18 protein-coding genes are annotated in these 20900 nt (G+C 56.3%); 10 read left to right on the top strand and 8 right to left on the bottom strand.

Annotation, left to right across the window (positions count from 1 at the left end; genetic code table 11):
• Positions 1-31: 31 nt before the first annotated feature.
• Positions 32-2401 (bottom strand): penicillin-binding protein 1A, encoded by a 2370-nt coding sequence (locus tag VNZ60_RS16470; RefSeq protein WP_325660967.1) that lies wholly within the window; start codon positions 2399-2401, stop codon positions 32-34.
• Between the two features lie 373 nt (positions 2402-2774).
• On the opposite strand from VNZ60_RS16470, the gene VNZ60_RS16475 reads away from it, so the two are divergent.
• From VNZ60_RS16475 to VNZ60_RS16510, 8 genes are all read left to right on the top strand, one after another.
• A complete protein-coding gene (locus VNZ60_RS16475) occupies positions 2775-3854 on the top strand; it encodes a pilus assembly protein PilM (RefSeq protein WP_325660969.1) in 1080 nt (359 codons plus the stop codon).
• Entirely contained in the window at positions 3854-4522 is a 669-nt protein-coding gene (locus VNZ60_RS16480) for a PilN domain-containing protein (RefSeq protein WP_325660971.1), read from the top strand. The genes VNZ60_RS16475 and VNZ60_RS16480 overlap by 1 nt, the downstream gene beginning before the upstream one ends.
• Positions 4519-5178, top strand: coding sequence for a type IV pilus inner membrane component PilO (locus tag VNZ60_RS16485; RefSeq protein WP_325661017.1), 660 nt, complete (start codon positions 4519-4521; stop codon positions 5176-5178). Before VNZ60_RS16480 ends, VNZ60_RS16485 begins: the two co-directional genes overlap by 4 nt.
• Positions 5175-5723, top strand: a complete 549-nt coding sequence (locus VNZ60_RS16490; protein WP_325660973.1) for a pilus assembly protein PilP — start codon at positions 5175-5177, stop codon at positions 5721-5723. Before VNZ60_RS16485 ends, VNZ60_RS16490 begins: the two co-directional genes overlap by 4 nt.
• 68 nt (positions 5724-5791) lie before the next feature.
• On the top strand, positions 5792-7888 hold the full coding sequence (locus tag VNZ60_RS16495) for a type IV pilus secretin PilQ (RefSeq protein ID WP_325661019.1): 2097 nt from the start codon (positions 5792-5794) through the stop codon (positions 7886-7888).
• A gap of 63 nt (positions 7889-7951) precedes the next feature.
• Positions 7952-9706, top strand: a complete 1755-nt coding sequence (gene aroKB, locus VNZ60_RS16500; RefSeq protein WP_325660975.1) for a bifunctional shikimate kinase/3-dehydroquinate synthase AroKB — start codon at positions 7952-7954, stop codon at positions 9704-9706.
• Entirely contained in the window at positions 9703-10845 is a 1143-nt protein-coding gene (locus tag VNZ60_RS16505) for a deoxyguanosinetriphosphate triphosphohydrolase (protein WP_325660977.1), read from the top strand. The genes aroKB and VNZ60_RS16505 overlap by 4 nt, the downstream gene beginning before the upstream one ends.
• Before the next feature lie 95 nt (positions 10846-10940).
• Complete coding sequence (locus VNZ60_RS16510; protein ID WP_325660979.1) at positions 10941-11630, top strand: DUF4197 domain-containing protein; 690 nt, start codon at positions 10941-10943, stop codon at positions 11628-11630.
• Between the two features lie 142 nt (positions 11631-11772).
• Here the strand turns inward: VNZ60_RS16510 and hpf are convergent, their stop codons facing one another.
• The 7 genes from hpf to VNZ60_RS16545 all read right to left on the bottom strand — a co-directional run bounded on the left by hpf (position 11773) and on the right by VNZ60_RS16545 (position 17499).
• Positions 11773-12123: a ribosome hibernation-promoting factor, HPF/YfiA family gene (gene hpf, locus VNZ60_RS16515; RefSeq protein WP_325660981.1), complete on the bottom strand. Its 351-nt coding sequence runs from the start codon at positions 12121-12123 to the stop codon at positions 11773-11775.
• A gap of 156 nt (positions 12124-12279) precedes the next feature.
• Positions 12280-13761, bottom strand: a complete 1482-nt coding sequence (locus VNZ60_RS16520) for an RNA polymerase factor sigma-54 (RefSeq protein ID WP_325660983.1) — start codon at positions 13759-13761, stop codon at positions 12280-12282.
• 187 nt (positions 13762-13948) lie between these two features.
• The gene (gene lptB, locus VNZ60_RS16525; RefSeq protein ID WP_325660985.1) at positions 13949-14695 is read right to left on the bottom strand and encodes an LPS export ABC transporter ATP-binding protein; all 747 of its coding nucleotides are present in this window, start codon (positions 14693-14695) and stop codon (positions 13949-13951) included.
• Complete coding sequence (lptA, locus tag VNZ60_RS16530; protein ID WP_325660987.1) at positions 14692-15234, bottom strand: lipopolysaccharide transport periplasmic protein LptA; 543 nt, start codon at positions 15232-15234, stop codon at positions 14692-14694. Before lptA ends, lptB begins: the two co-directional genes overlap by 4 nt.
• Before the next feature lie 71 nt (positions 15235-15305).
• A complete protein-coding gene (lptC, locus tag VNZ60_RS16535; RefSeq protein WP_325660989.1) occupies positions 15306-15899 on the bottom strand; it encodes an LPS export ABC transporter periplasmic protein LptC in 594 nt (197 codons plus the stop codon).
• Positions 15896-16468 (bottom strand): KdsC family phosphatase, encoded by a 573-nt coding sequence (locus tag VNZ60_RS16540; RefSeq protein WP_325660991.1) that lies wholly within the window; start codon positions 16466-16468, stop codon positions 15896-15898. Before VNZ60_RS16540 ends, lptC begins: the two co-directional genes overlap by 4 nt.
• Complete coding sequence (locus VNZ60_RS16545) at positions 16468-17499, bottom strand: KpsF/GutQ family sugar-phosphate isomerase (RefSeq protein WP_325660992.1); 1032 nt, start codon at positions 17497-17499, stop codon at positions 16468-16470. Before VNZ60_RS16545 ends, VNZ60_RS16540 begins: the two co-directional genes overlap by 1 nt.
• Before the next feature lie 129 nt (positions 17500-17628).
• On the opposite strand from VNZ60_RS16545, the gene VNZ60_RS16550 reads away from it, so the two are divergent.
• Entirely contained in the window at positions 17629-19653 is a 2025-nt protein-coding gene (locus VNZ60_RS16550; RefSeq protein ID WP_325661021.1) for a monovalent cation:proton antiporter family protein, read from the top strand.
• A 96-nt stretch (positions 19654-19749) separates the two neighbouring features.
• Positions 19750-20892, top strand: coding sequence for a PepSY-associated TM helix domain-containing protein (locus tag VNZ60_RS16555; protein ID WP_325660993.1), 1143 nt, complete (start codon positions 19750-19752; stop codon positions 20890-20892).
• Positions 20893-20900: the final 8 nt, after the last annotated feature.

The raw sequence follows: 20900 nt of genomic DNA on the forward strand, positions 1-20900 counted from the left end.
CTTTTTTTGACCAACAGCTTGTTCGGTTCGATCAGAACAATTCGTTCTTCACCTCATCCCTGGCTTTTTCTTCTTCCGTCGGCGCCGTGCTGCCGCCGCCAAGGCTCTGCGTCGCGATTCCCGGCGGGTATTCCGCATAATAGTATTCGCCGCCGGAATGAATCAGGCCGTCCGGCACCGCGCGGTCTTCCATCGGCACACCCTTCAATGCCTGCTGCATGAAACTGATCCAGATCGGCAGCGCCAGACCGCCCCCTGTTTCCTTGTCGCCCAGGCTGCGCGGCTGGTCGTAACCCATCCAGCCGACTGCTACCAGCGATGGCTGATAACCGGCAAACCAGGCGTCCAGCGAATCGTTGGTGGTGCCGGTCTTGCCGGCCAGGTCGGTACGGTTCAGCGACAAGGCCTTGACCGCGGTGCCGTAGCGCACCACGTCGCGCATCATGCTATCCATTAAGTAGGCATTGCGCGGATCGATGATGCGATTGGTTTCGTCGCCGGCGGTTTCCGGATGCACTTGCGACAATACATTGCCGTCGGCGTCAGTGATTTTGCTGATGATGTAAGGGCTGATTTTATACCCGCCGTTGGCAAATACCGCGTAACCGCCGACCATTTGCAGCGGCGTCACCGCGCCGGCGCCCAGAGCCAAGGTCAGGTATGGCGGATTTTTGTCAGCATCAAAGCCAAAACGCGTCACATATTCCTGCCCGTATTTAGCACCAATCTTATCCAGGATACGCACCGAGACCACGTTCTTCGACTTGGTCAGCGCGCGCCGCATGCTCATCGGACCTTCGTATTTGTTGCCGTAGTTCTTGGGTTGCCAGATCTGGCCGCCGGTCTCGCCGCCGCCGTAAGTGAGCGGTGCGTCATTGATGATGGTGGCTGGCGACAAGCCCTTTTCCAGCGAGGCCGAATAAATGAACGGTTTGAACGACGAACCCGGCTGGCGCCAAGCCTGGGTGACGTGATTGAATTTGTTGCGGTTGAAATCAAAACCGCCGATCAGAGCGCGGATCGCGCCATCCTTGGCGTCGGCGGCGACAAACGCCGATTCCACCGCAGGCATCTGCGTAATGCTCCAGTTTTTTCCATCCAGCATGACGCGGATAATGGCGCCGCGTTTGACTTTACGCTGCGGCGGCGCTTTGTCGCTCAGCAGATTGGTGGCGATGCTGAGGCCGGCGCCGCTGATACTGATTTCCTGGCCCGACGATAGCAATGCGCGGACCAGTTTCGGACTGGCCTCCAGCACCACCGCCGCGACGATTTCATCGCTGTCGGGATGGTCGGCCAGCTCTACTTCGATCGCGTCTTCAGCCTCTTCCTTGGTGCCGTCCGGGATCTCCATATAACCCTCGGGGCCGCGATAGCCGCGTCGCTTCTCGTAATCCATGACGCCACGGCGTAGCGCTATATACGCCGCATCCTGGTCGGCCTTGGTGATGGTGGTGAAAACGTTGAGGCCACGGGTGTAGGTATTTTCCTTGAATTGCTCATACACCAGCTGACGCGCCATTTCAGAGACGAATTCGGCGTGGATGCCAAATTCGCTGGCGCCGGTCTTGATGTGCAGGGTTTCGTTCTTGGCCTGTTCGTACTGCGCTTCATTGATGTACCCGAGTTGCAGCATGCGCAGCAAGATATATTGCTGGCGCACTGTCGCCCGCTTCGGATTAACCACCGGATTGTTGGCTGACGGCGCTTTGGGCAAACCGGCCAGCATTGCGGCTTCCGCAGTGGTGATGTCCTGCAGCCTCTTGCCAAAATAGATCTGCGCTGCCGAGGCAAAGCCGTAAGCGCGCTGGCCCAGATAAATCTGGTTCATATAGACCTCCAGAATCTGGTCCTTGCTCAGATTGCGCTCGATTTTCCATGCCAATGGAATTTCATACAGGAATTTGCGCGACGCTTTCTGGAAGAAAGTCGGCTCGTTGCTGGTCAGGAAAAAATTGCGGGCGACCTGCTGAGTAATCGTACTGGCGCCGCCGCCGCCGCCGGTCAGATTGGAAAAACTGGCGCGCAAGATGCCTTGGTAGTCGACCCCGCCATGCTGGTAAAAACGATCGTCTTCAATTGCCAGCACGGCTTTCTTCATTACATCGGGAATCTCGTTGATGCGCACCAGGCTGCGCCGCTCCTCGCCAAACTCGCCGATCAGCACGCCATCAGCCGAAAAAATGCGCAATGGGATTTTGGGTTTGTAATCGGTGAGCGAGTCCAGTTCCGGCAAATTTGGGTAAGCCATCGCCAGCATCAGGAAAAAAGTCAGACAACCGATAACTGTCAGGCCGACAACAATGCCAAAGAAGCCCAATACCAGCCGCAGCAAAAGCGGCAGGCGACGGCGCGAAGGGGGAGGGGAGTGCTGCTGGGTGTCGCTGTCTGGAGGCGTCATGCGATGCGTTTTATGAAAGATGGATGCCCGGCATTATAGCGGCACAGTGCTTGGCTCAAAACTTGCTCTGCATCATGCGTTCTTGATGGACAGCAAACTACGTTGCGAAATCCAGACAGAAATGGTCGAAAAAATCAAATTTGCATGAATGGAGTGGCTGTGGAGTCGAAATTCGTAGCAGTTAAACAATTGCTGTGTGGAAAATTTCTTTACAGTACCGCACTCTTATTGCTACGATTTCACCTTATAAAATTTAACATTGCTGTAAGCCCTGTTTTACAGGTTTTTCCTAACTTCGAGACGGTATACCGCTAATGCGACCGCCTTGCAGGCAGAATGTTCCCCAAATAATACATACTCGGGAGAAATGCTCTTGGCATTAGATCTTGGATCGCTGATCGGTAAGAAGAACCCGCCTCTGGTGGGAATTGATATTAGTACGTCGGGCGTCAGGCTGGTCGAGCTGTCGGAGACGGGCAAGGATCAATTGCGTCTTGACCGCTATGCCTCAGAACCGTTGCCGCGCGGTGCGGTGGTGGATGGCAATATTGAAAATATCGAGCAAGTCACCGAAGTGGTCCGGCGGCTGTGGAAAAAAAGCGGCTCGAGCACCAAGCTGGTGGCTTTGGGTATGCCGCCTGCATCGGTGATTACCAAAAAAATCATTCTTGCCAGCGGCATGCTGGAAGAAGAACTGGAGATGCAGGTCGAATCCGAGGCGAGCCAATATATTCCGTTTGCGCTGGATGAAGTCAGCCTTGATTTTGACGTTATCGGACCTGCGCAGCATTCACCGGATGACGTTGAAGTGTTGCTGGCGGCCACCCGCAAGGAAAAAGTTGAGGATCGTGTGGCGGTAGCGGAGGCGGCCGGCCTCAAGCCGACCGTGATGGACATCGAGTCCTACGCGGCGCGCGCTGCGATCAATCGCATCATCGGGCAACTGCCGAAAGCCGGGCAAGGGCAGATTGTCGGCCTGTTCCAGATTGGGACCCAGACCACGCATGTATCGGCGTTGCTGGACGGCCAGCTGATTTATGAACGGGAACAACCGTTTGGCGGCAACCAGCTTACTCAGGACATTGTGCGTGCCTATGGCCTCTCGTACGAGGAAGCGGATGCAAAAAAACGTAGCGGTGATTTGCCGGAAGGCTACCAGCAAGAGGTCCTCAATCCTTTTCTTGAGAGCGCTGCGCTGGAGGTTACGCGGGCCATTCAATTCTTCTTTACCTCGACGCCGTACACCCGTCTCGACCAATTATTCCTGGCTGGCGGTTGCGCCACTATCCCGGGTCTGGTTGAGGTAGTGGCTGGACGCGCCAAGATTTCGACTTCGGTGGTCAGCCCGTTTACGGGCATGCAACTGGGGCCGAATGTGCGGGAAAAACAATTGCGCATGGATGCGCCGTCTTACCTGGTCGCCTGCGGTCTGGCCATGCGGAGGTTTGGCTGATGATCAAGATTAATCTACTACCGCACCGCGAAGCTAAGCGTAAACAACGCAAGAACGCTTATTTCGCCATGCTGGCGTTGTCGGCAATTATCGGGCTGATCGCGGTGTTGCTGGTCGGCGCATTTTTCGCCAACAGTATTGCCAACCAGGTCGAGCGCAATCGTTTTATCACGGCGGAAAACACCCGTCTTGACGGCGAAATCAAGGAAGTTGCCACGCTCAAGCAGGAAATCGAGGCGTTGAAGGCGCGTCAGCAAGCCGTCGAGGATTTGCAGAGTGACCGCAATCAGCCGGTGTACCTGATGGACGAGCTGGTCAAACAGGTGCCGGAGGGCGTCTACCTGAATTCCCTCAAGCAGGAAGGGCAACGGGTGGCGTTGAACGGTTATGCGCAGTCGAATGAACGGGTATCCGAGCTGCTGCGTAATCTGGGTAACAACTCGGCTTGGCTGGAACGTCCTGATCTGATTGAGATTCGTTCGGCCAATATTGGCGGCACAGGTCGCGATGGCAAGCGTGTCTTCGCGTTTACCGTCAATGTCGGTATCAAACGACCGTCTGAAAAGGACGCCAAAGATGCCGCCGCAACGCCAAAAATTGCGGGTGCTGCCGTGACCGGCACCGGCGCTAGCGCCGCGCCAAAAGCAACCTTGAAGGACGCCAAATAATGGATTTGAATAATTTGGGCGCCTCGCTGAGCGCGCAGTTTCGCGGATTGAATGGCCGCCATCCAGGCCAATGGCCGATAGCCCCTCGTGTTTTATCTGGTGTCGGGGTATTTGCGCTGGTGCTGCTGGCGGGATGGTTTTTTTACTGGAGCGACCAGCAAGACGTACTCAACGCAGGCGAACAGCAGGAACTACAGCTAAAAGATCAGTACAAGTCGAAGATCCAGCAAGCTATCAACCTGGATGCTTTGCGCAAGCAAAAACTGCAGGTGGCTGACTACGTTTCCACCCTGGAAAAGCAATTGCCTAGCAAGGCGGAGATGGATGCGTTGCTGTCCGATATCAACCAGGCTGGCTTGGGACGCGGCCTGCAGTTCGAACTGTTCAAGCCCGGCCAGGTGGTCGTGAAGGATTACTACGCCGAACTGCCAATCAATATCAAGGTAACCGGCAACTATCACGATGTCGGTTCGTTCGCCAGCGACATCGCGAATCTGCCGCGTATCGTTACCTTGAATAATATGAACCTGACAGCAGGCAAGGACGGCGCGCTAAGCCTGGACGCAATTGCCAAGACCTTCCGTTATCTGGATAAGGATGAAGTGGCGGCGCAACGCAAGGTCGCCGATCCATCTAAACAGAAAGGTCAAAAATGACGTTTTTTCGCATTGGGCGTCTGACCCAGGTGACATTTTTTGTCGTATTCATCTCAACTTTGTCAGGTTGCGGTGACAGTGGTGTGCAGGAATTGAAGGAGTGGATGGCCGAAGTCAAGAGCCATACCAAGGTCGGGATTCCGAAGCTGACTGAGCCGAAAAAATTCATTCCCTTCACGTATGCCAGCGCGGCCAGCATCGATCCATACAACCCCAGCAAATTGCTGGTGGCGCTGGCCAAGCTGCAGGGTAAGTCAAACGGCTTGAAGCCGAATCTTGATCGGCGTCGCGAAACGCTGGAAAACTATCCGCTGGATACGATCAAGATGGTGGGAACGTTGCAAAAAGTGGGTTTGAGCTATGCCTTGCTGCAAGTCGACAAGACCGTGTTCCAAGCCAAAGTGGGGAATTACCTAGGACAGAATTTCGGCATGGTCACCGGCATCACTGAGTCTGAAGTAATTTTAAAAGAAATCGTACAAGATGCGTCCGGCGAATGGGTCGAGCGCGAAGCCAAGTTAGCGTTGCAGGAGAGCACAAAATGATTGCAGCAGGAAAAAAATTCGTTAACCTGAGCGTAAGCCGGCTGAGTTTGATTCGACAGAAAGCATTGATGTTGGGGGCGCTGGTGTGTTTGCTGGCGACCGGAGCATCGGCAATGGCCGCCGAAGATAACGCAATTACTTCGATCAATGCCAATCAGCAAGGCGCCAATGTCATCGTCAAGATCAGTTTCAAGCGCCCTTTGAGCGCACAACCCACTGCGTTTTCCATCGTCAGTCCGGCCCGTATCGCGCTGGATTTCGTCGGCGTCGGCAACGCCACCGGCAAGACATCGCAAGATATTAGTCTGGGTGACGTGCGCAACGTGGTCTTGGCGCAAGCCGATGACCGTTCGCGTCTGGTATTCAATCTGAAACGATCTTTGTCGTACGCCACTGCAATGGACGGCAACGCCTTGATCGTCACTATCGACGGTTCCGGCGGTCTTGCCACTCCGGTCAATGCCGTCGGCACGCCGGTGGCTCCAACAGCCACGGCTACTGCTGCGGCGGCAACGCCCTTGTTGAACGGCAAGCCGGCACTGCGCGATATCGATTTCCGCCGTGGTACTGCGGGTGAAGGGCGGGTGGTGGTTGATCTGCCGAACACCCAGGTCGGTGTCGATGTGCGTCAGCAGGGCCAGACAATTGTTGTGGATTTCCTGAAAACCAGTTTGCCAGACGTGTTGCGTCGTAAGCTCGATGTCGGTGATTTCGGTACGCCTGTGAAGACCATCACCACCGTCACGCAAGGCGAGAACGTGCGCATGATCATCGAGCCGAAAGGCCTTTGGGAGCAAAGCGCCTATCAAAGCGACAGCCAGCTGGTGATCGAAGTCAAGCCGCTCAAGGAAGATCCGAACAAGCTGGCGCAGGGCACCCAGGGTTATCACGGCGACAAGCTGTCCTTGAACTTCCAGAACGTCGAAGTGCGGTCGGTATTGCAAGTGATTGCCGATTTTACCGGCTTGAACATTATTACCAGCGATACCGTCGGTGGCAATCTGACCTTGCGGCTGAAAGACGTTCCTTGGGATCAGGCCTTGGATATCGTGATGCAGGCCAAGGGCTTGGATATGCGCAAGAATGGTTCGGTCATCTGGATCGCACCGAAAGATGAATTGTTGACGAAGGAGAAGCTGGAGCTTGAGCAACGTTCACAAATTGCCCAATTGGAGCCATTGCGTACCGAATCATTCCAGCTGAACTATCAAAAAGCTGAAGCCTTCAAGAAGGTCTTCGGGCTTGATGACGCTGGCGGCGGCGGCGGCGGCGGCGGCGGCAAGAAGAACTCAATCTTGTCAAGTCGCGGCAGCGCAGTGATCGATCCGCGCACCAACCAGTTGTTCGTGACCGACACGCCGACCATCTTGCAAAACATTCGCAGTCTCATACAAAAAATCGATATCGCTTCGAGGCAAGTTCTGATTGAGGCGCGCATGGTCGAAGCGAATGACGGCTTCAGCCGCGACCTTGGCGCCAAGCTTGGGTTTGGCTTCAATAGCAAAAATGTCAGCTCCGGTGGTACGCAAACCGCACCGGTGTCGAACAGCACGCTTCCTCTGATCGCAGGAAATTCAGTGAATTTGCCAGCCAATCCCTCTACCGGTACTGCAGGATCCGTGGCGTTGACCCTGTTCAATTCCGCTGCATCCAAATTCATCAGCCTCGAATTGTCGGCGCTGGAAGCGGACGGACATGGCAAGATCATCTCCAGCCCACGCGTGGTTACAGCGGATCAGCAAAAGGCCCTGATTGAGCAAGGCACTGAAATCCCTTATCAGAATGCCACCAGCAGCGGCGCCACATCGGTTGAATTCAAGAAGGCAAATCTGAAATTGGAAGTTACACCGCAAATCACACCGGATGGCAATGTCATTTTGACGGTCGATGTAACCAATGACAGCGTCGGCAAAGTCGTTCCCGGTGGCGTCTCGATCAATACCAAGCATGTTCAAACCCAGGTTCAGGTCGAAAATGGCGGCACTGTGGTGATCGGCGGTATATATACTCAGACGATTTCAGATAACGTTAATAAAGTGCCACTGCTTGGAGATATTCCGGTTCTGGGTTATCTTTTCAAACAAACGGCAATTGTTAATCAAAGAACTGAATTATTGATTTTCCTGACACCGAAGATTGTCATCGACCGGATCGCTGGGCACTAATTGCGCAGAAGACACCGGCCGGGCGCCGGTGTCTTTATTTTGAGCAAAAGGTTAAGTGGTGAAATGGTGCGGTACACAGGCAATATCTTTCTGGTCGGCCTGATGGGCGCGGGCAAAACCACGGTTGGCCGTGCTCTTGCAAAAAAACTCAATAAATTATTCATTGATTCTGATCACGAAATCGAGGCGCGTACCGGCGTCTCGATTCCCTTGATTTTTGAAATAGAAGGCGAAGAGAGCTTCCGTCAGCGCGAGACGGAGGTGATACGCGATCTGAGCGCCCGGCGCGGCATCGTGCTGGCCACCGGCGGCGGCGCTGTCATGCGGCCGGAAAACCGCGAATATCTGAAAAGCCGCGGCACAGTCATCTACTTGCGCGCCAGCATCCACAACATTCTGCAGCGTACCAGCCGCGATAAAAACCGGCCGCTATTGCAAACCGCCGATCCACGCCGACGCCTGGAAGAACTGTCGCGGCAGAGAGAGCCGTATTATCGCGACGTGGCCGACATTGTCATCGATACCGGCCGACCTAACGTACAATTCCTGGTACACAGCATTCTGAGCCAGCTGAAGCTGGAACCCGAAGAACTTGAGCTGGAACAGCAAGCGGGTGCAGTCAGCCAGGCGGGCGTTATCCCCCTTTCTTCACAAAATTTTTCTATGAGTTTTCCTATGGGTTTTCCTACGACTCAGCAGTCGACCCCTCCGGCCTTAGCGCCAGCCATCACGCTCCAGGTAGAGCTGGGTGAGCGCAGTTATCCGATCGAAATCGGACCATCGTTATTGACAGACCGCGAGCGCATCGCCCGCCTGATCACGGGCAAGCAGGTCGCCGTGGTGACCAACACTACCGTTGCGCCGCTGTACCTGCAAGGGTTTAGCCAGACATTGCGGGACGCCGGCAAGAGCGTGCTGGAAATCATCTTGCCGGACGGCGAAGAAGAAAAGAACTGGGGCAGCCTGATGCAGATTTTCGATCGACTGCTGAGCGCAAAATGCGATCGCAAGACTACCCTGATCGCCCTCGGCGGCGGCGTCATCGGCGACCTTACCGGTTTCGCTGCTTCGGCCTACATGCGCGGCGTGCCATTCGTACAGATTCCTACCACCTTGCTGGCGCAGGTCGACTCCTCGGTGGGCGGCAAAACCGGCATCAATCATCCGCTCGGTAAAAACATGATCGGCGCTTTCTACCAGCCGCAAGCCGTGATCGCCGATACCATGACCTTGCATAGCTTGCCGGAACGCGAGTTGTCGGCCGGGCTGGCGGAGGTGATCAAATACGGCGCTGTGATCGACGCCGAATTTTTCAAATGGATAGAGACAAATATCGGCAAGCTGATGGCGCGCGATAACGTCGCCCTGGCATACGCCATCCGCCGTTCCTGCGAACTGAAAGCCGATGTGGTCAGGCAAGACGAGCGCGAAGGCGGTTTGCGCGCCATCCTGAATTTCGGCCATACCTTCGGCCATGCAATTGAATCCGGTCTGGGCTACGGTAAATGGCTGCATGGCGAAGCGGTTGGCTGCGGCATGGTGATGGCAGCAGATTTGTCGCATCGGCTGGGCCACATCAGCGCCGTCGACAAGGAACGGGTCAGCGCGCTGGTGCGCGCCGCCGGCTTGCCGACCGAAGCACCCAACCTCGGCGCCCAGCGCTGGCTGGAGCTGATGCAGATCGACAAGAAGAATGAAGACGGCCAGATCAAATTTATCCTGATGCGGCCTTTGGGCGGCCATCTGATCACCGCCGCGCCGCAAGAGGCCTTGCTGGCGACACTTCAGCAACTGGCGTCCGGAGATCTGCCACGATGAACCCAGAAGCGTCTCTCGCACCGTATGCCGCACATTCTGCGCTATCGCGAGGACGCTTGTTTGAGGAGGCCCCCCCTAGCGCACGCAGCGAGTTTCAGCGCGATCGCGACCGCATCATCCATTGCACTGCATTCCGCCGGTTGGAATACAAGACCCAGGTATTCGTCAATCATGAAGGCGATCTGTTCCGCACGCGTCTGACGCACAGCATCGAAGTGGCGCAAATCGCTCGCTCGATTGCGCGCAACCTGCAGTTGAACGAGGATCTGGTGGAAGCGATTTCACTGGCCCACGATCTGGGACATACACCGTTTGGCCACGCCGGCCAGGATGCCCTGAATGACTGCATGGAAGCGCATGGCGGCTTCGAACACAATCTGCAAAGCCTGCGCGTGGTCGATAAGCTGGAACAGCGCTACGGCGCTTTTGACGGCTTGAATCTGATGTTCGAAACCCGCGAGGGCATCTTGAAGCATTGCTCGCTGGCGAACGCGAAAAAACTGGGCGACATCGGCCAGCGCTTCATACTGCGCCTGCAACCGAGCCTGGAGGCGCAAGTCGCCAACCTGGCAGATGAGATCGCCTACAATAACCACGATGTCGACGACGGCTTGCGTTCGGGCTTGCTGACGCTGGAGCAGATGAACCAGATCGATTTTTATGCCACGCATAGTCGCGAGGTCGAACGGTTGTTTCCTGGATTGAGCGGGCGGCGCGCGATCAATGAAACGGTGCGGCGCATGATCAATGCCTTGATCACCGACTTGATCCAGACCTCGCAACAACGGATCCTGGACGCCCGTTTGCAGAGCCTCGACGATGTACGCAATGCGCCGCCCCTGATCGCATTTTCCGATGGCATGGCGCGGCAGGCCGCCACGCTGAAACGCTTCTTGCGCGAAAATCTTTATCGCCACTACCTGGTTAACCGCATGACCGCCAAGGCGCGTCGGATTGTCGCGGAACTGTATGCCTGTTTTAGCGCAGAGCCGACGCTGCTGCCGCCCGACTATCAAGTCGGCCCGGCAAATTCGCAACAGCAGGCGCGCGCGATTGCCGATTACATCGCCGGCATGACTGACCGCTATGCGATACGCGAGCACAGGCGTTTGTTCCTGGTGGACGAAGGGCATCTGTAACATTCATTCACATTCGGAGCGCTGCGTTTATTGATCCGGCCATGACAAGTTGGGGTAGACTTTATCGCTATTCACTTACCTTCACGAGGATCACCATGCATCGCGTATACCAAACAGCAGTGACATTGACTCTGGCAGTAGCGGCCTCTGCCGCGCTGGCCCTCTCACTGAGTGACCTGAGCAACCAGGATGCCAGCAGCGGCCTCAAAGCGGCGTTGCAAAAGGGGGCGGATGTAGCGGTGTCCAAGCTGGGCGTCGAGAATGGTTTCCTGAATAACGACAAGGTAAAGATCGGTTTGCCCGGCGTGCTCGATAAAGCCATGCCGTTGTTGAGGATGACCGGCCAGGGACAGAAGCTGGACGATCTGGTGGCATCGATGAATCATGCAGCGGAACAAGCCGTGCCATTGGCCAAGCCCTTGTTGTTGAATGCTGTCAAATCGATGTCAGTGACGGATGCAAAAAATATCCTGACCGGCGGCGACACTTCGGTGACCGATTTTTTCAAACAAAAAACCTCAGCGCAATTAAGTCAGAAATTCCTGCCGATTGTCAAAGGCGTGACCGACCGCAACGGTCTGTCGGCGAAATACAATGCGATCATGGAGCAAGTCGGCAAGACCGGCATGGTGCCGGCTCAGCAAAGCACCGTGGAAGGTTATGTTACCCAACGTGCACTGGACGGTTTGTACACAGTCATCGGTGACGAGGAGAAAGCGATTCGCCAGGATCCCATCAGCGCCGGCAGCGCGATTATCGGCAAGGTGTTTGGCGCGCTCAAATGAGAGAGTGCATCAGCAATCGTGGAGACAATCGCAGTGGCAACAATTAACAATAATATGATTTGATAATAACAAAGGGCGCATTGACTGCGCCCTTGTTCATTTATTGGCGCGAGCTATCCAGCTCGCACGTTTGGCGGCCGGTTCAGGTCGCGGCGGGGAGTTCTTCCGGCAGATGCTTGATAGCGTCATGCTGGTGGTTTTGCATCTTGTCCTTGTACTTGATCACCTGGCGATCGAGCTTGTCGATCAGGGCATCGATGGCAGCATAAAGATCGTGAGCAATGCTTTCAGCATGCAAATCTTTTCCTTTTACGCGCAGATTGATTTCCGCTTTTTGGCGCTTTTCTTTTTCAGTGATTTTGTCGACGGTCAGAATCACGCTGATATCGATGACCTGGTCGAAGTGGCGTTTGATACGCTCTAGTTTGCTTTGCACATATTCGCGAATGGCGGGGGTTAATTCGAGGTGATGCCCACTGATGGTGAAGTTCATACAGCGCTCCTATCAAGAATATTGCTGGCGGTCCGGAACAGAATACGCTGGATCTTTAGGCGGACGGTTCAAGAGCAACTGTCCTGGCAAGATCCAATGAAACCCGCTTGAGCCGAACACAGCAAGGGTAAGCTTAACAATCAAACCAGAAAAAAACTACAAGGCCTTGCGCAGGTTAACAGACGGAATTTTCAGTGCTTCGCGATATTTTGCGACGGTGCGGCGGGCGACCACCATACCTTGTTCCGCAAGCATGTCGGCAATCTTGCTGTCAGAGAAAGGATTTTTTGAATCTTCCGCTCCTATCAATTGCTTAATGAGTGCCCTGATTGCTGTCGAGGAAGCCTCTCCGCCTGCCTCGGTAGCAACATGGCTGCCGAAGAAATACTTCAGTTCAAACATCCCGTGGGGAGTAAGCATGTATTTCTGTGTGGTTACACGAGAAATAGTACTCTCGTGTAGTCCCAGTGTATCAGCTATTTCACGCAACACAAGCGGCCTCATGGCGACTGCCCCGTGCGAAAAGAAATTCCTCTGGCGTTCCACGATTGCTTGCGCAACCCGCAGGATGGTGTCGAAGCGCTGCCGCATATTCTTGATCAGCCACTTGGCTTCCTGCAGCTGTGAAGTGAGGGCGCCGTCGCCCTTGCTTTGCTTCAGAATGTTGGCATACAAGACATTCACTCTGAGCCGCGGCATGACGTCATTGTTTAGCATCACCTGCCAGCCTTGTTTAGTGCGCCTGACGATCACGTCCGGCACCACATAGTCGGAAGTGTTGGCGGCGAACGGTGCGCCCGGATGCGGATTGCATTGCTTGATGACTGTCTGTGCTTCGCGCAGATCCTCGTCGTCGCAATCGAGCGCCTTCTTGATTTTATTGAAATCGCGTTGCGCAAAAAGCATCAGGTGATCTTGCACAATCGCCAATGCCAGGCGGCGTGTGACGAATGGTACTTTGATAAAACGCTTGATCTGCAAGCTCAGGCATTCCGCCGCATTGCGGGCGCCGACGCCGGCCGGGTCGAAACTTTGCACCATCTTCAGCGCCATCGATAACTCTTCGATGGCGATCTCCAGTTCTGGCGGCAGACGCTCCAGAATCTCTTCCAGGCTCTCTTCCAGGTAGCCGTTATCGTCCAGCGCATCAATGGTCAGTTCGACCAAGGCGCGGTCGCGCATATCGTGCAGCGTTTCGCGCATTTGCTGCAGCAGATGCTCGCGCAGGGTTGATTCGTGGGCTTCCAGCTGCGGCCGTGCATCCTCGTCGTCCGAGGTTTTTGAGCTGCGCGCGATGTCGTCAAAACTCCATTCGCTATCGCCGCTTTCCTGGCTGTTTTCAGCGGCCGGCGGCGTGTCGAGACTGGCTTCGCTTTCGCTCGGCGAGCTGCTGACTTCGCTATCGCCTACCGGTGCATCCATGGTTGACGTGGTGCCGCTGATGGCGCCGTCGGCCAGCAGGCGCACAGAGTTATCGAGCGGATCGTCGACTCTTTCCAGCAGCGGATTATCCGACAGGATCTGTTCCAGTTCCTGATGCAGTTCGAGCGTAGATAGTTGCAGCAGCCGTATCGACTGCTGCAACTGAGGTGTCAGCGCAAGATGCTGTGAGGTGCGAAGCTGGAGTGATTGTTTCATGGCTACCGTGCAGACAATTCACTTTGAGTTAAGCAATATATTTGCGAGACAGAGTTCAGGAGCCACCGTAGCGTGGCGAATTACTCTGCCTCCAACTATTCAGATAAAACGGTCAAATTACAATTTTTTTTGCCGGCGTAACTGCGGTCCGGCGCCTGCCACATCTGCATTTGCATCCGCATCAAACCTACATGCGGAAATGCTCACCCAGATACACGCGTCGCACCGATTCATCGGCGATGATGTCGTCCGGGCTGCCGCTGGCCAGCACGCTGCCCTGATTGATGATGTAGGCGCGATCGCAGATACCTAGCGTCTCGCGTACATTGTGATCGGTGATCAGCACGCCTATGCCGCGTTCCTTGAGAAAGCGGACGATGCGCTGGATCTCGATCACGGCGATCGGGTCAATCCCGGCAAACGGTTCATCCAGCAAAACGAAGCGCGGATTAGTGGCCAGCGCGCGCGCGATTTCGACGCGCCGGCGTTCACCGCCGGACAGCGACAAAGCCTGGCTTTCACGTAATTTTTCGATTTGCAATTCGTGCAGCAGCTTGTGCAACTGTTCGTCGATCTGCGCCTTGCTGAGCGGCTTGCCGTTGGGCCGTTGCAACTCCAGCACGGCGCGGATATTGTCTTCCACCGTCAGCTTGCGAAATACCGAAGCTTCTTGCGGCAGATAGGACAGGCCAAGCACCGCGCGCCGATGGATAGGCAGGTGTGAAATGTCGACGCCGTCGAGGTCGATCTCGCCGCCATCCGATGGCACCAGGCCGACGATCATATAGAACGAGGTGGTCTTGCCGGCGCCATTCGGCCCCAGCAGGCCGACCACCTCGCCGCAATTGACTTTCAACGATACGTCATGCACCACCTGGCGCGCGCCGTAGCTTTTTTGCAGGCCTTTGACGATCAGGGTGCTGGGTGTGCTCATGGTGCAGCTTTCGGACGCGGTTGGATCACAGCGCGTATGCGTCCGGCGCCCGGCTGGCTATTGCCGTTGACCGTATTGTTGACCGAATAGAATTCGGTGCGGCTATCGTAGGAAATGAATTCGCCGTTAACTTCGTCGGTTGGTTTGTCGCCTTGCAGGCGGCGCATCTGCGCCTTGGAAAACAGTTTGGTGATTTCAGTTTTACCGTCGTATTCAATGCGTTCGGCGTGGCCGTCAATCCACAGGTCCGGACCGCCGTCGCGTTTTTGCTTGAACGTCGCCAGCTTGCCTGGATCCGCATACAAGGTGGCGAACTGATAACCGGAAGGATCGGTGGTCACTACCACGCGATCGGCTTTCATCAACAGCGTGCCACGCGTCAGGACTACGTTGCCGGTGGCGACATTGACCTGTTTGACGTCGTCATAAGTGAGCTGGTCGGAATCGATCAGTGTCGGTTTCTCGGAGTCTGCTTTTTCTGCACGCGCAACGCCTATGACGCCGAGCAATAGCAGAGAGATTAAAAAAATTCGTTTCATGAAAAATCCTGAATAAAGGATAGAGCGGTATGCATAAAATGGGTCGCTTATTTCGTTGCTTATTTCGTCGATCAACGCGGTTTTGGCGGAAATACGCCGTGCACCCTGCTAAACATTTTCAGTACACGCGTGGAATTGTTGAAATCCATGCCGGTGCCGTGCAATATCGATTGCCCCAGTGTGAGTTCCACCGGTTTGTCTGATTGCATGACGTCGTCGTCTGGCAATAGCAGCAGGTACTCGGACTTCAAGTGGAAATTGTCTGCCAGCGGTGTCTTTGGCCGATCTGCAATAACGTCGCCGTATAAATGGACCTTGCTATTGTTGTCTTCAATCTTGCCGCGGTTGGCGCGCAGGTTCATCGGCGGCTTTTCTTTGTCCAGGCTATGGATTATCGGTTTTTGCACATCAAACGAATCGTCCTCTGGATTGTGGGTCAGCAGATCGCCGGAGATGTTGTAGCGCGGCAGTCCGCTGGGTGACATTTGCACGTAGTTGAAATGCTCGACGAAATAATCCGGCTCGGTGCGTGCCGCCTTCGGCAGCAAGTCTTCAGTATTCTTGTGCATCACTTGCAGCAGCCAGAAACTGCCGAGCGCCAGCAAGACGAACAATATCAGCAGCAGCAGAAAACGAAAGCGGTAAGCCGAGCGCAGATTTTTCATGCGGCGCCTGACGGGATAGCGCGCACGGTAGTGTGCAAATACGACGCCAGTGTGGCGGCGTAAGTATTTTGCGCATGCATGATCAGGTCACAGATTTCGCGTGCGGCGCCGTGGCCGCCACCGGCCTGGGTGACGTAGTGCACGCGGCTCCTGACATCGGGGTGGCCGTTGGGAACGCTGACGGCAAAGCCGACTTGCGACAATATCGGCAGATCGATCACGTCATCGCCGATAAAGCCGCAAACATCCGCGCTCAGCTGCAGTTGCGCCAGCAATTTGGCAAAAGCCGCGTACTTGTCATGCACGCCTTGCTGCACATGGGCGATGCCGAGGTCGCTGGCGCGCCGGCTGACAATCGCTGACTGCCGCGCACTGATGATGGCAGTGGCGACGCCGCTTTGCTGCAACTGCTTGATGCCGTGTCCATCGAGCGCGTTAAAGCGCTTGAGTTGTTCACCGTCGGCGCCGTACAGCAAACCACCGTCGGTCAGGATGCCGTCGACGTCAAAAATCATCAGGCGGACGTGCGCTGCGCGAGCTGTCAGATCGGCATTCTCCTGGATCGTCATCAGATCACCTTGGCGCGGGTCAGGTCATGGATATGCAATGCGCCGACCAGCATGCCGCTGGCGTCGGTCACCAGCAGCTGATTGATGCGGAATTGCTCCATCATGTGCACCGCATCGACGGCCAGTTGATCCGGGCCTATGGTATGTGGATTGGCGTGCATCACATCGGCAATCGTGAGTTTGGTGAAATCCTGGACCTGCTCGATCAGGCGCCGCAGATCGCCGTCGGTAAACACGCCGATGACATGAAATTTATCGTCCACCACGGCCGTCATGGCGATCCCCTTACGGGTGATTTCCAGCAGAGCCATTGACAGCGACACATCCGCGGTCACCGCCGGAATCGATTCGCCGCTGCGCATGACGTCGCGCACATGGGTCAGCAGACGGCGTCCGAGTGCGCCGCCGGGATGGGAGCGGGCGAAATCTTCCTCGCGGAAGCCGCGCGCATCGAGCAACGCCACTGCCAGCGCATCGCCCATCGCCAGGGTGGCGGTGGTGCTGGCGGTTGGCGCCAGGTTCAAGGGACAGGCTTCCTGGTCCACCTTGACATCCAGGTGCACATTGGCCAGCTGCGCCAGCGCCGACTCATGGTTGCCGGTCATCGCGATCAGGCTGGCGCCCATGCGTTTGATGATCGGCACGATCGCCATCAACTCAGCGGTCTCGCCTGAATTGGAAATCGCAATGAATGCATCGTCTTCAGTCACCATGCCGAGATCGCCATGGGCCGCTTCGGCAGGATGGATGAACAGCGCCGGGGTGCCGGTAGAGGCCAGCGTGGCGGCGATCTTGCGGGCGATGTGGCCGGATTTTCCTATCCCTGACACCACCACCCGGCCATTGCAATTGAGCAGCAAGGCAATCGCCTGGGCAAAGGGATCGTTGAGGTCGTCGGAAATCCGGTTTTTCAATGCGATGATGGCATCGGCTTCGATTTGCAGGGTGCCGCGAGCAAGCTCCAAAGCACGGCCTGCGTCGAATGACTTGGACAGGATTTTGGGCAAAATTTTGGTATCGGTTAGACTCATCCCGAAAGTATAAACGAAATCCTAAAGCAAAAAACTTGCCAGTCTTCATCGGCATCAATTAATCTGTCTTCAATCGTCCTGACGCAGGCGTTGCCGCAACATAATGTTGATATTGAATTAATTACGATGATGCTTTCTGGACTAGAATTGACAATTTTGCTGCTCGGCTCCGCCGTATTGGGGGTGGTGGCTTTTCGCAGCTTCCATTTGCCGCCCATGCTGGGCTATCTGGCAGTGGGAATCCTGATCGGCCCGCATGCCCTGGGTTTTGCCGAAGACAGCAACACCACCCACGCGTTGGCGGAATTCGGGGTGGTGTTCCTGATGTTCTCGATCGGCCTCGAATTTTCGCTGCCGAAGTTGACGGCGATGCGGCATATCGTGTTCGGCCTGGGCATGGCGCAGGTGGCGCTGACCATCGGCGCCACCATGTTGTTCGGCTGGCTGATGGCGATCGTCCTGCCGCAATTCACCAATATCAGCTGGCAGGCAGCGTTCGCCCTGGGCGGCGCGCTGACCATGTCTTCCACCGCCATCGTTTCCAAGTTGCTGACCGAAAGAATGGAGCTGGAAAGCGAGCACGGGCGCCGCATTATCGGCATCCTGCTGTTCCAGGATCTGGCGCTGGTGCCCTTGCTGATTATCGTGCCGGCACTGGCCGCGCATAGCGGCAATCTGCTGGCGACGCTGGCCTGGGCCAGCGGTAAAGCGATATTGCTGCTGGCGCTGCTGCTGTTTTTCGGCCAGAAGCTGATGCGGCGCTGGTTCCAGATCGTGGTGCGGCGCCGCTCGCAAGAACTATTCATGCTGAACCTGCTGCTGATCACGCTGGCGTCCGCCTGGTTGACCCAGCGCGCCGGCTTGTCGCTGGCGCTGGGCGCATTTATCGCCGGCATGCTGATTTCAGAAACCGAATACAAGCATCAGGTGGAAGAGGACATAAAGTCATTCCGCGATGTGTTGCTGGGCTTGTTCTTCATTACCGTCGGCATGCTGCTCAATCTGCGTCTGGTGATGGAACACTGGTGGCTGGTATTGCTGCTGCTGATCGGCCCGGTGTTTCTCAAATTTGCGCTGATCGCTGCGCTGGCAAAAATATTCCGATCTTCTACCGGCGTCGCGCTGCGTACCGGGCTGGCGCTGGCGCAGGCTGGTGAATTCGGGTTTGTGTTGCTGAACCAGGCCGGCGGTTTGCAACTGGTCGATCCTTTGCTGATCCAGCTGATCCTGGCGTCGATGGTGCTGTCGATGCTGGCCGCACCTTTCATTCTGGCCAAGTCGGATGCGATTGTGATGAAGCTGTCGGCCAATGAATGGATGATGCAATCGCTGGCGTTGACGCAAATCGCGACGCGCACCATGGCCACCAAGAAGCACGTGATCATCGCCGGTTTCGGCCGTAGCGGCCAAAGCCTGGCCAAGTTGCTGGAGGAAGAGGGCATCAGTTATCACGCGCTCGATCTCGATCCGGATCGGGTCCACGATGCGCGCGCCGCCGGCGCCCAGGTATCGTATGGCGACGCCTCGCGCCGCGAGAGCCTGGTGGCGGCTGGCGTGCATCGCGCCGCCGCTTTGGTGATTACCTACGCCAGCACGCCCTCGGCCTTGAAAGTGTTGCACCACGTGAGCGAACTGGCGCCAGCGCTGCCGGTGATTGTGCGTAGTTACGACGATACCGATCTCGACAAACTGCGCGCCGCCGGCGCCACCGAAGTGGTGCCGGAAGCCATGGAGGGCAGTCTGATGCTGGCCTCGCACGCGCTGGTCATGCTGGGCGTGCCTCTACGCCGCGTGGTGCACAAGGTGCAGGCCGTGCGCGATGAGCGTTATGCCACCTTGCGCGGGTTTTTCCATGGCGTCGACGATGCGCCGGACGCCGCCGATCATTTGCAGGTGCGCTTGCATTCGGTGGCCTTGCCGGAAGGCGCGCGCGCTATCGGCCGTTCGCTGGCGTGGCTGGGCCTGCCGGAAATGGGCGCCGAAATCACCGCCTTGCGGCGTGGCCGCAACGGCATTGCCCTGACGCCGGAGGCGGTGTTACAGGCAGGCGATATTGTCGTCCTGCGTGGCGCCGCCGACGCCATCTCTCGGGCTGAAGGGCGTTTGCTGCAAGCCTGGAGCGTCACCAGCCATCACAGTGACGAAGATTTTTGAGAATAATACCCATTCTCATTCAATCGACATTTACAATACACGCTTTGTGTACGTTTTGTGCACGACTTAAGCGAGTTTGTGATTGTGAAAAAAGCAATGCGTCATTGGTTGGTCAAGCTGCACCGCTATAGCGGCTTGTTATTGTCCCTATTCCTTGTCATGGCAGGCCTGACCGGTTCGGCGCTGGCCTTTAACGATGATATCGACGCCTGGCTCAACCCGCAGTTCTACCATCTCACCTCAACCGGCAGCAGGCAGCCCATCGATGTACTGGTGGTCCGGGTTGAGCATGATTATCCGCAAGCACGGCTGGCATTTATTTCGACGGAGCAGGACGCCAATGCGCCGCTGCAGGCAAAGCTGCGTCCGCGCAAGCCGAACCAGGAGTTGGCGGTCGACACAGTGTTTATCGATCCGGTCAGCGCTACCGTGGTCGGCGAGCGCAATACCAAGGCCGTCAGCCTGGCGCGGCAAAATCTGATGCCGTTTCTATTCCGCCTGCATCGCTACCTGTTGCTGGACAAGCCCGGCGCCATCATCTGCGGCAGCCTCGGCTTGTTGTGGCTGGTGACGCTGTTGATTGGCATCGCGCTGGCCTGGCCCAAACATCGCAAGGGCTGGGGCAAGGCACTGTCGGTCAAGCGCGGCGCCGGCAGTTTTCGTCTGATGTATGACTTGCACCGCACGGTTGGCCTGGTCGCCGGGATACTGCTGGTGATAAGCGCTTTTACCGGCGCCGTGATGAATCTGCCGGACGTCGCCCGGCCGCTGGTCACCAGTCTGTCGCCATTGACGCCGCCGCCCAAGGAGGTGGCCAAAGCGCCGGCTACCGAGGCCAGGCCGCAGATCAACTGGCAACAAGCGCTGGTTGCGGCGCAGGCCGCCATGCCGCTTGCCACGCCGGCGCGCATCGCCCGTGACGAAAAAAACGGCGTCTACCAGATCCGCATGCGCAAGCCGGACGATATCCAGGAAGGCGGCAGCGTGCGGCTATTTATCGATGCCGCCGACGGCCATGTGCTGCGCGCACTGGATCCGTTAAAAGGCTCGGCCGGCGATGCCTTCATGGGCGTGCAATACGGCTTGCATACCGGCCAGATACTGGGTTTGCCAGGCAAGATCCTGGTTGCGTTGCTGGGCTTGCTGCCGCTCTTGTTCACGATTACCGGGATCGCCATCTGGCTGCAAAAACGCAAGTCGGAAACACTGGTGCGCGCCCGTCGTTTGCAGCAGGCTTGAAGAATTTC

Source organism: Collimonas sp. (assembly GCF_035566375.1).
Lineage (GTDB): Bacteria > Pseudomonadota > Gammaproteobacteria > Burkholderiales > Burkholderiaceae_D > Collimonas.

Coding starts and splice junctions, on each gene's coding strand:
- hpf (WP_325660981.1), bottom strand. CDS start 12,123: ATGAACTTCACCATCAGTGGGCATCACCTCGAATTAACCCCCGCCATT.
- VNZ60_RS16495 (WP_325661019.1), top strand. CDS start 5,792: ATGTTGGGGGCGCTGGTGTGTTTGCTGGCGACCGGAGCATCGGCAATG.
- VNZ60_RS16550 (WP_325661021.1), top strand. CDS start 17,629: ATGCTTTCTGGACTAGAATTGACAATTTTGCTGCTCGGCTCCGCCGTA.
- VNZ60_RS16470 (WP_325660967.1), bottom strand. CDS start 2,401: ATGACGCCTCCAGACAGCGACACCCAGCAGCACTCCCCTCCCCCTTCG.
- VNZ60_RS16490 (WP_325660973.1), top strand. CDS start 5,175: ATGACGTTTTTTCGCATTGGGCGTCTGACCCAGGTGACATTTTTTGTC.
- lptC (WP_325660989.1), bottom strand. CDS start 15,899: ATGAAAAATCTGCGCTCGGCTTACCGCTTTCGTTTTCTGCTGCTGCTG.
- lptA (WP_325660987.1), bottom strand. CDS start 15,234: ATGAAACGAATTTTTTTAATCTCTCTGCTATTGCTCGGCGTCATAGGC.
- VNZ60_RS16540 (WP_325660991.1), bottom strand. CDS start 16,468: ATGACGATCCAGGAGAATGCCGATCTGACAGCTCGCGCAGCGCACGTC.
- VNZ60_RS16545 (WP_325660992.1), bottom strand. CDS start 17,499: ATGAGTCTAACCGATACCAAAATTTTGCCCAAAATCCTGTCCAAGTCA.
- VNZ60_RS16510 (WP_325660979.1), top strand. CDS start 10,941: ATGCATCGCGTATACCAAACAGCAGTGACATTGACTCTGGCAGTAGCG.
- VNZ60_RS16480 (WP_325660971.1), top strand. CDS start 3,854: ATGATCAAGATTAATCTACTACCGCACCGCGAAGCTAAGCGTAAACAA.
- lptB (WP_325660985.1), bottom strand. CDS start 14,695: ATGAGCACACCCAGCACCCTGATCGTCAAAGGCCTGCAAAAAAGCTAC.
- aroKB (WP_325660975.1), top strand. CDS start 7,952: ATGGTGCGGTACACAGGCAATATCTTTCTGGTCGGCCTGATGGGCGCG.
- VNZ60_RS16520 (WP_325660983.1), bottom strand. CDS start 13,761: ATGAAACAATCACTCCAGCTTCGCACCTCACAGCATCTTGCGCTGACA.
- VNZ60_RS16505 (WP_325660977.1), top strand. CDS start 9,703: ATGAACCCAGAAGCGTCTCTCGCACCGTATGCCGCACATTCTGCGCTA.
- VNZ60_RS16555 (WP_325660993.1), top strand. CDS start 19,750: ATGCGTCATTGGTTGGTCAAGCTGCACCGCTATAGCGGCTTGTTATTG.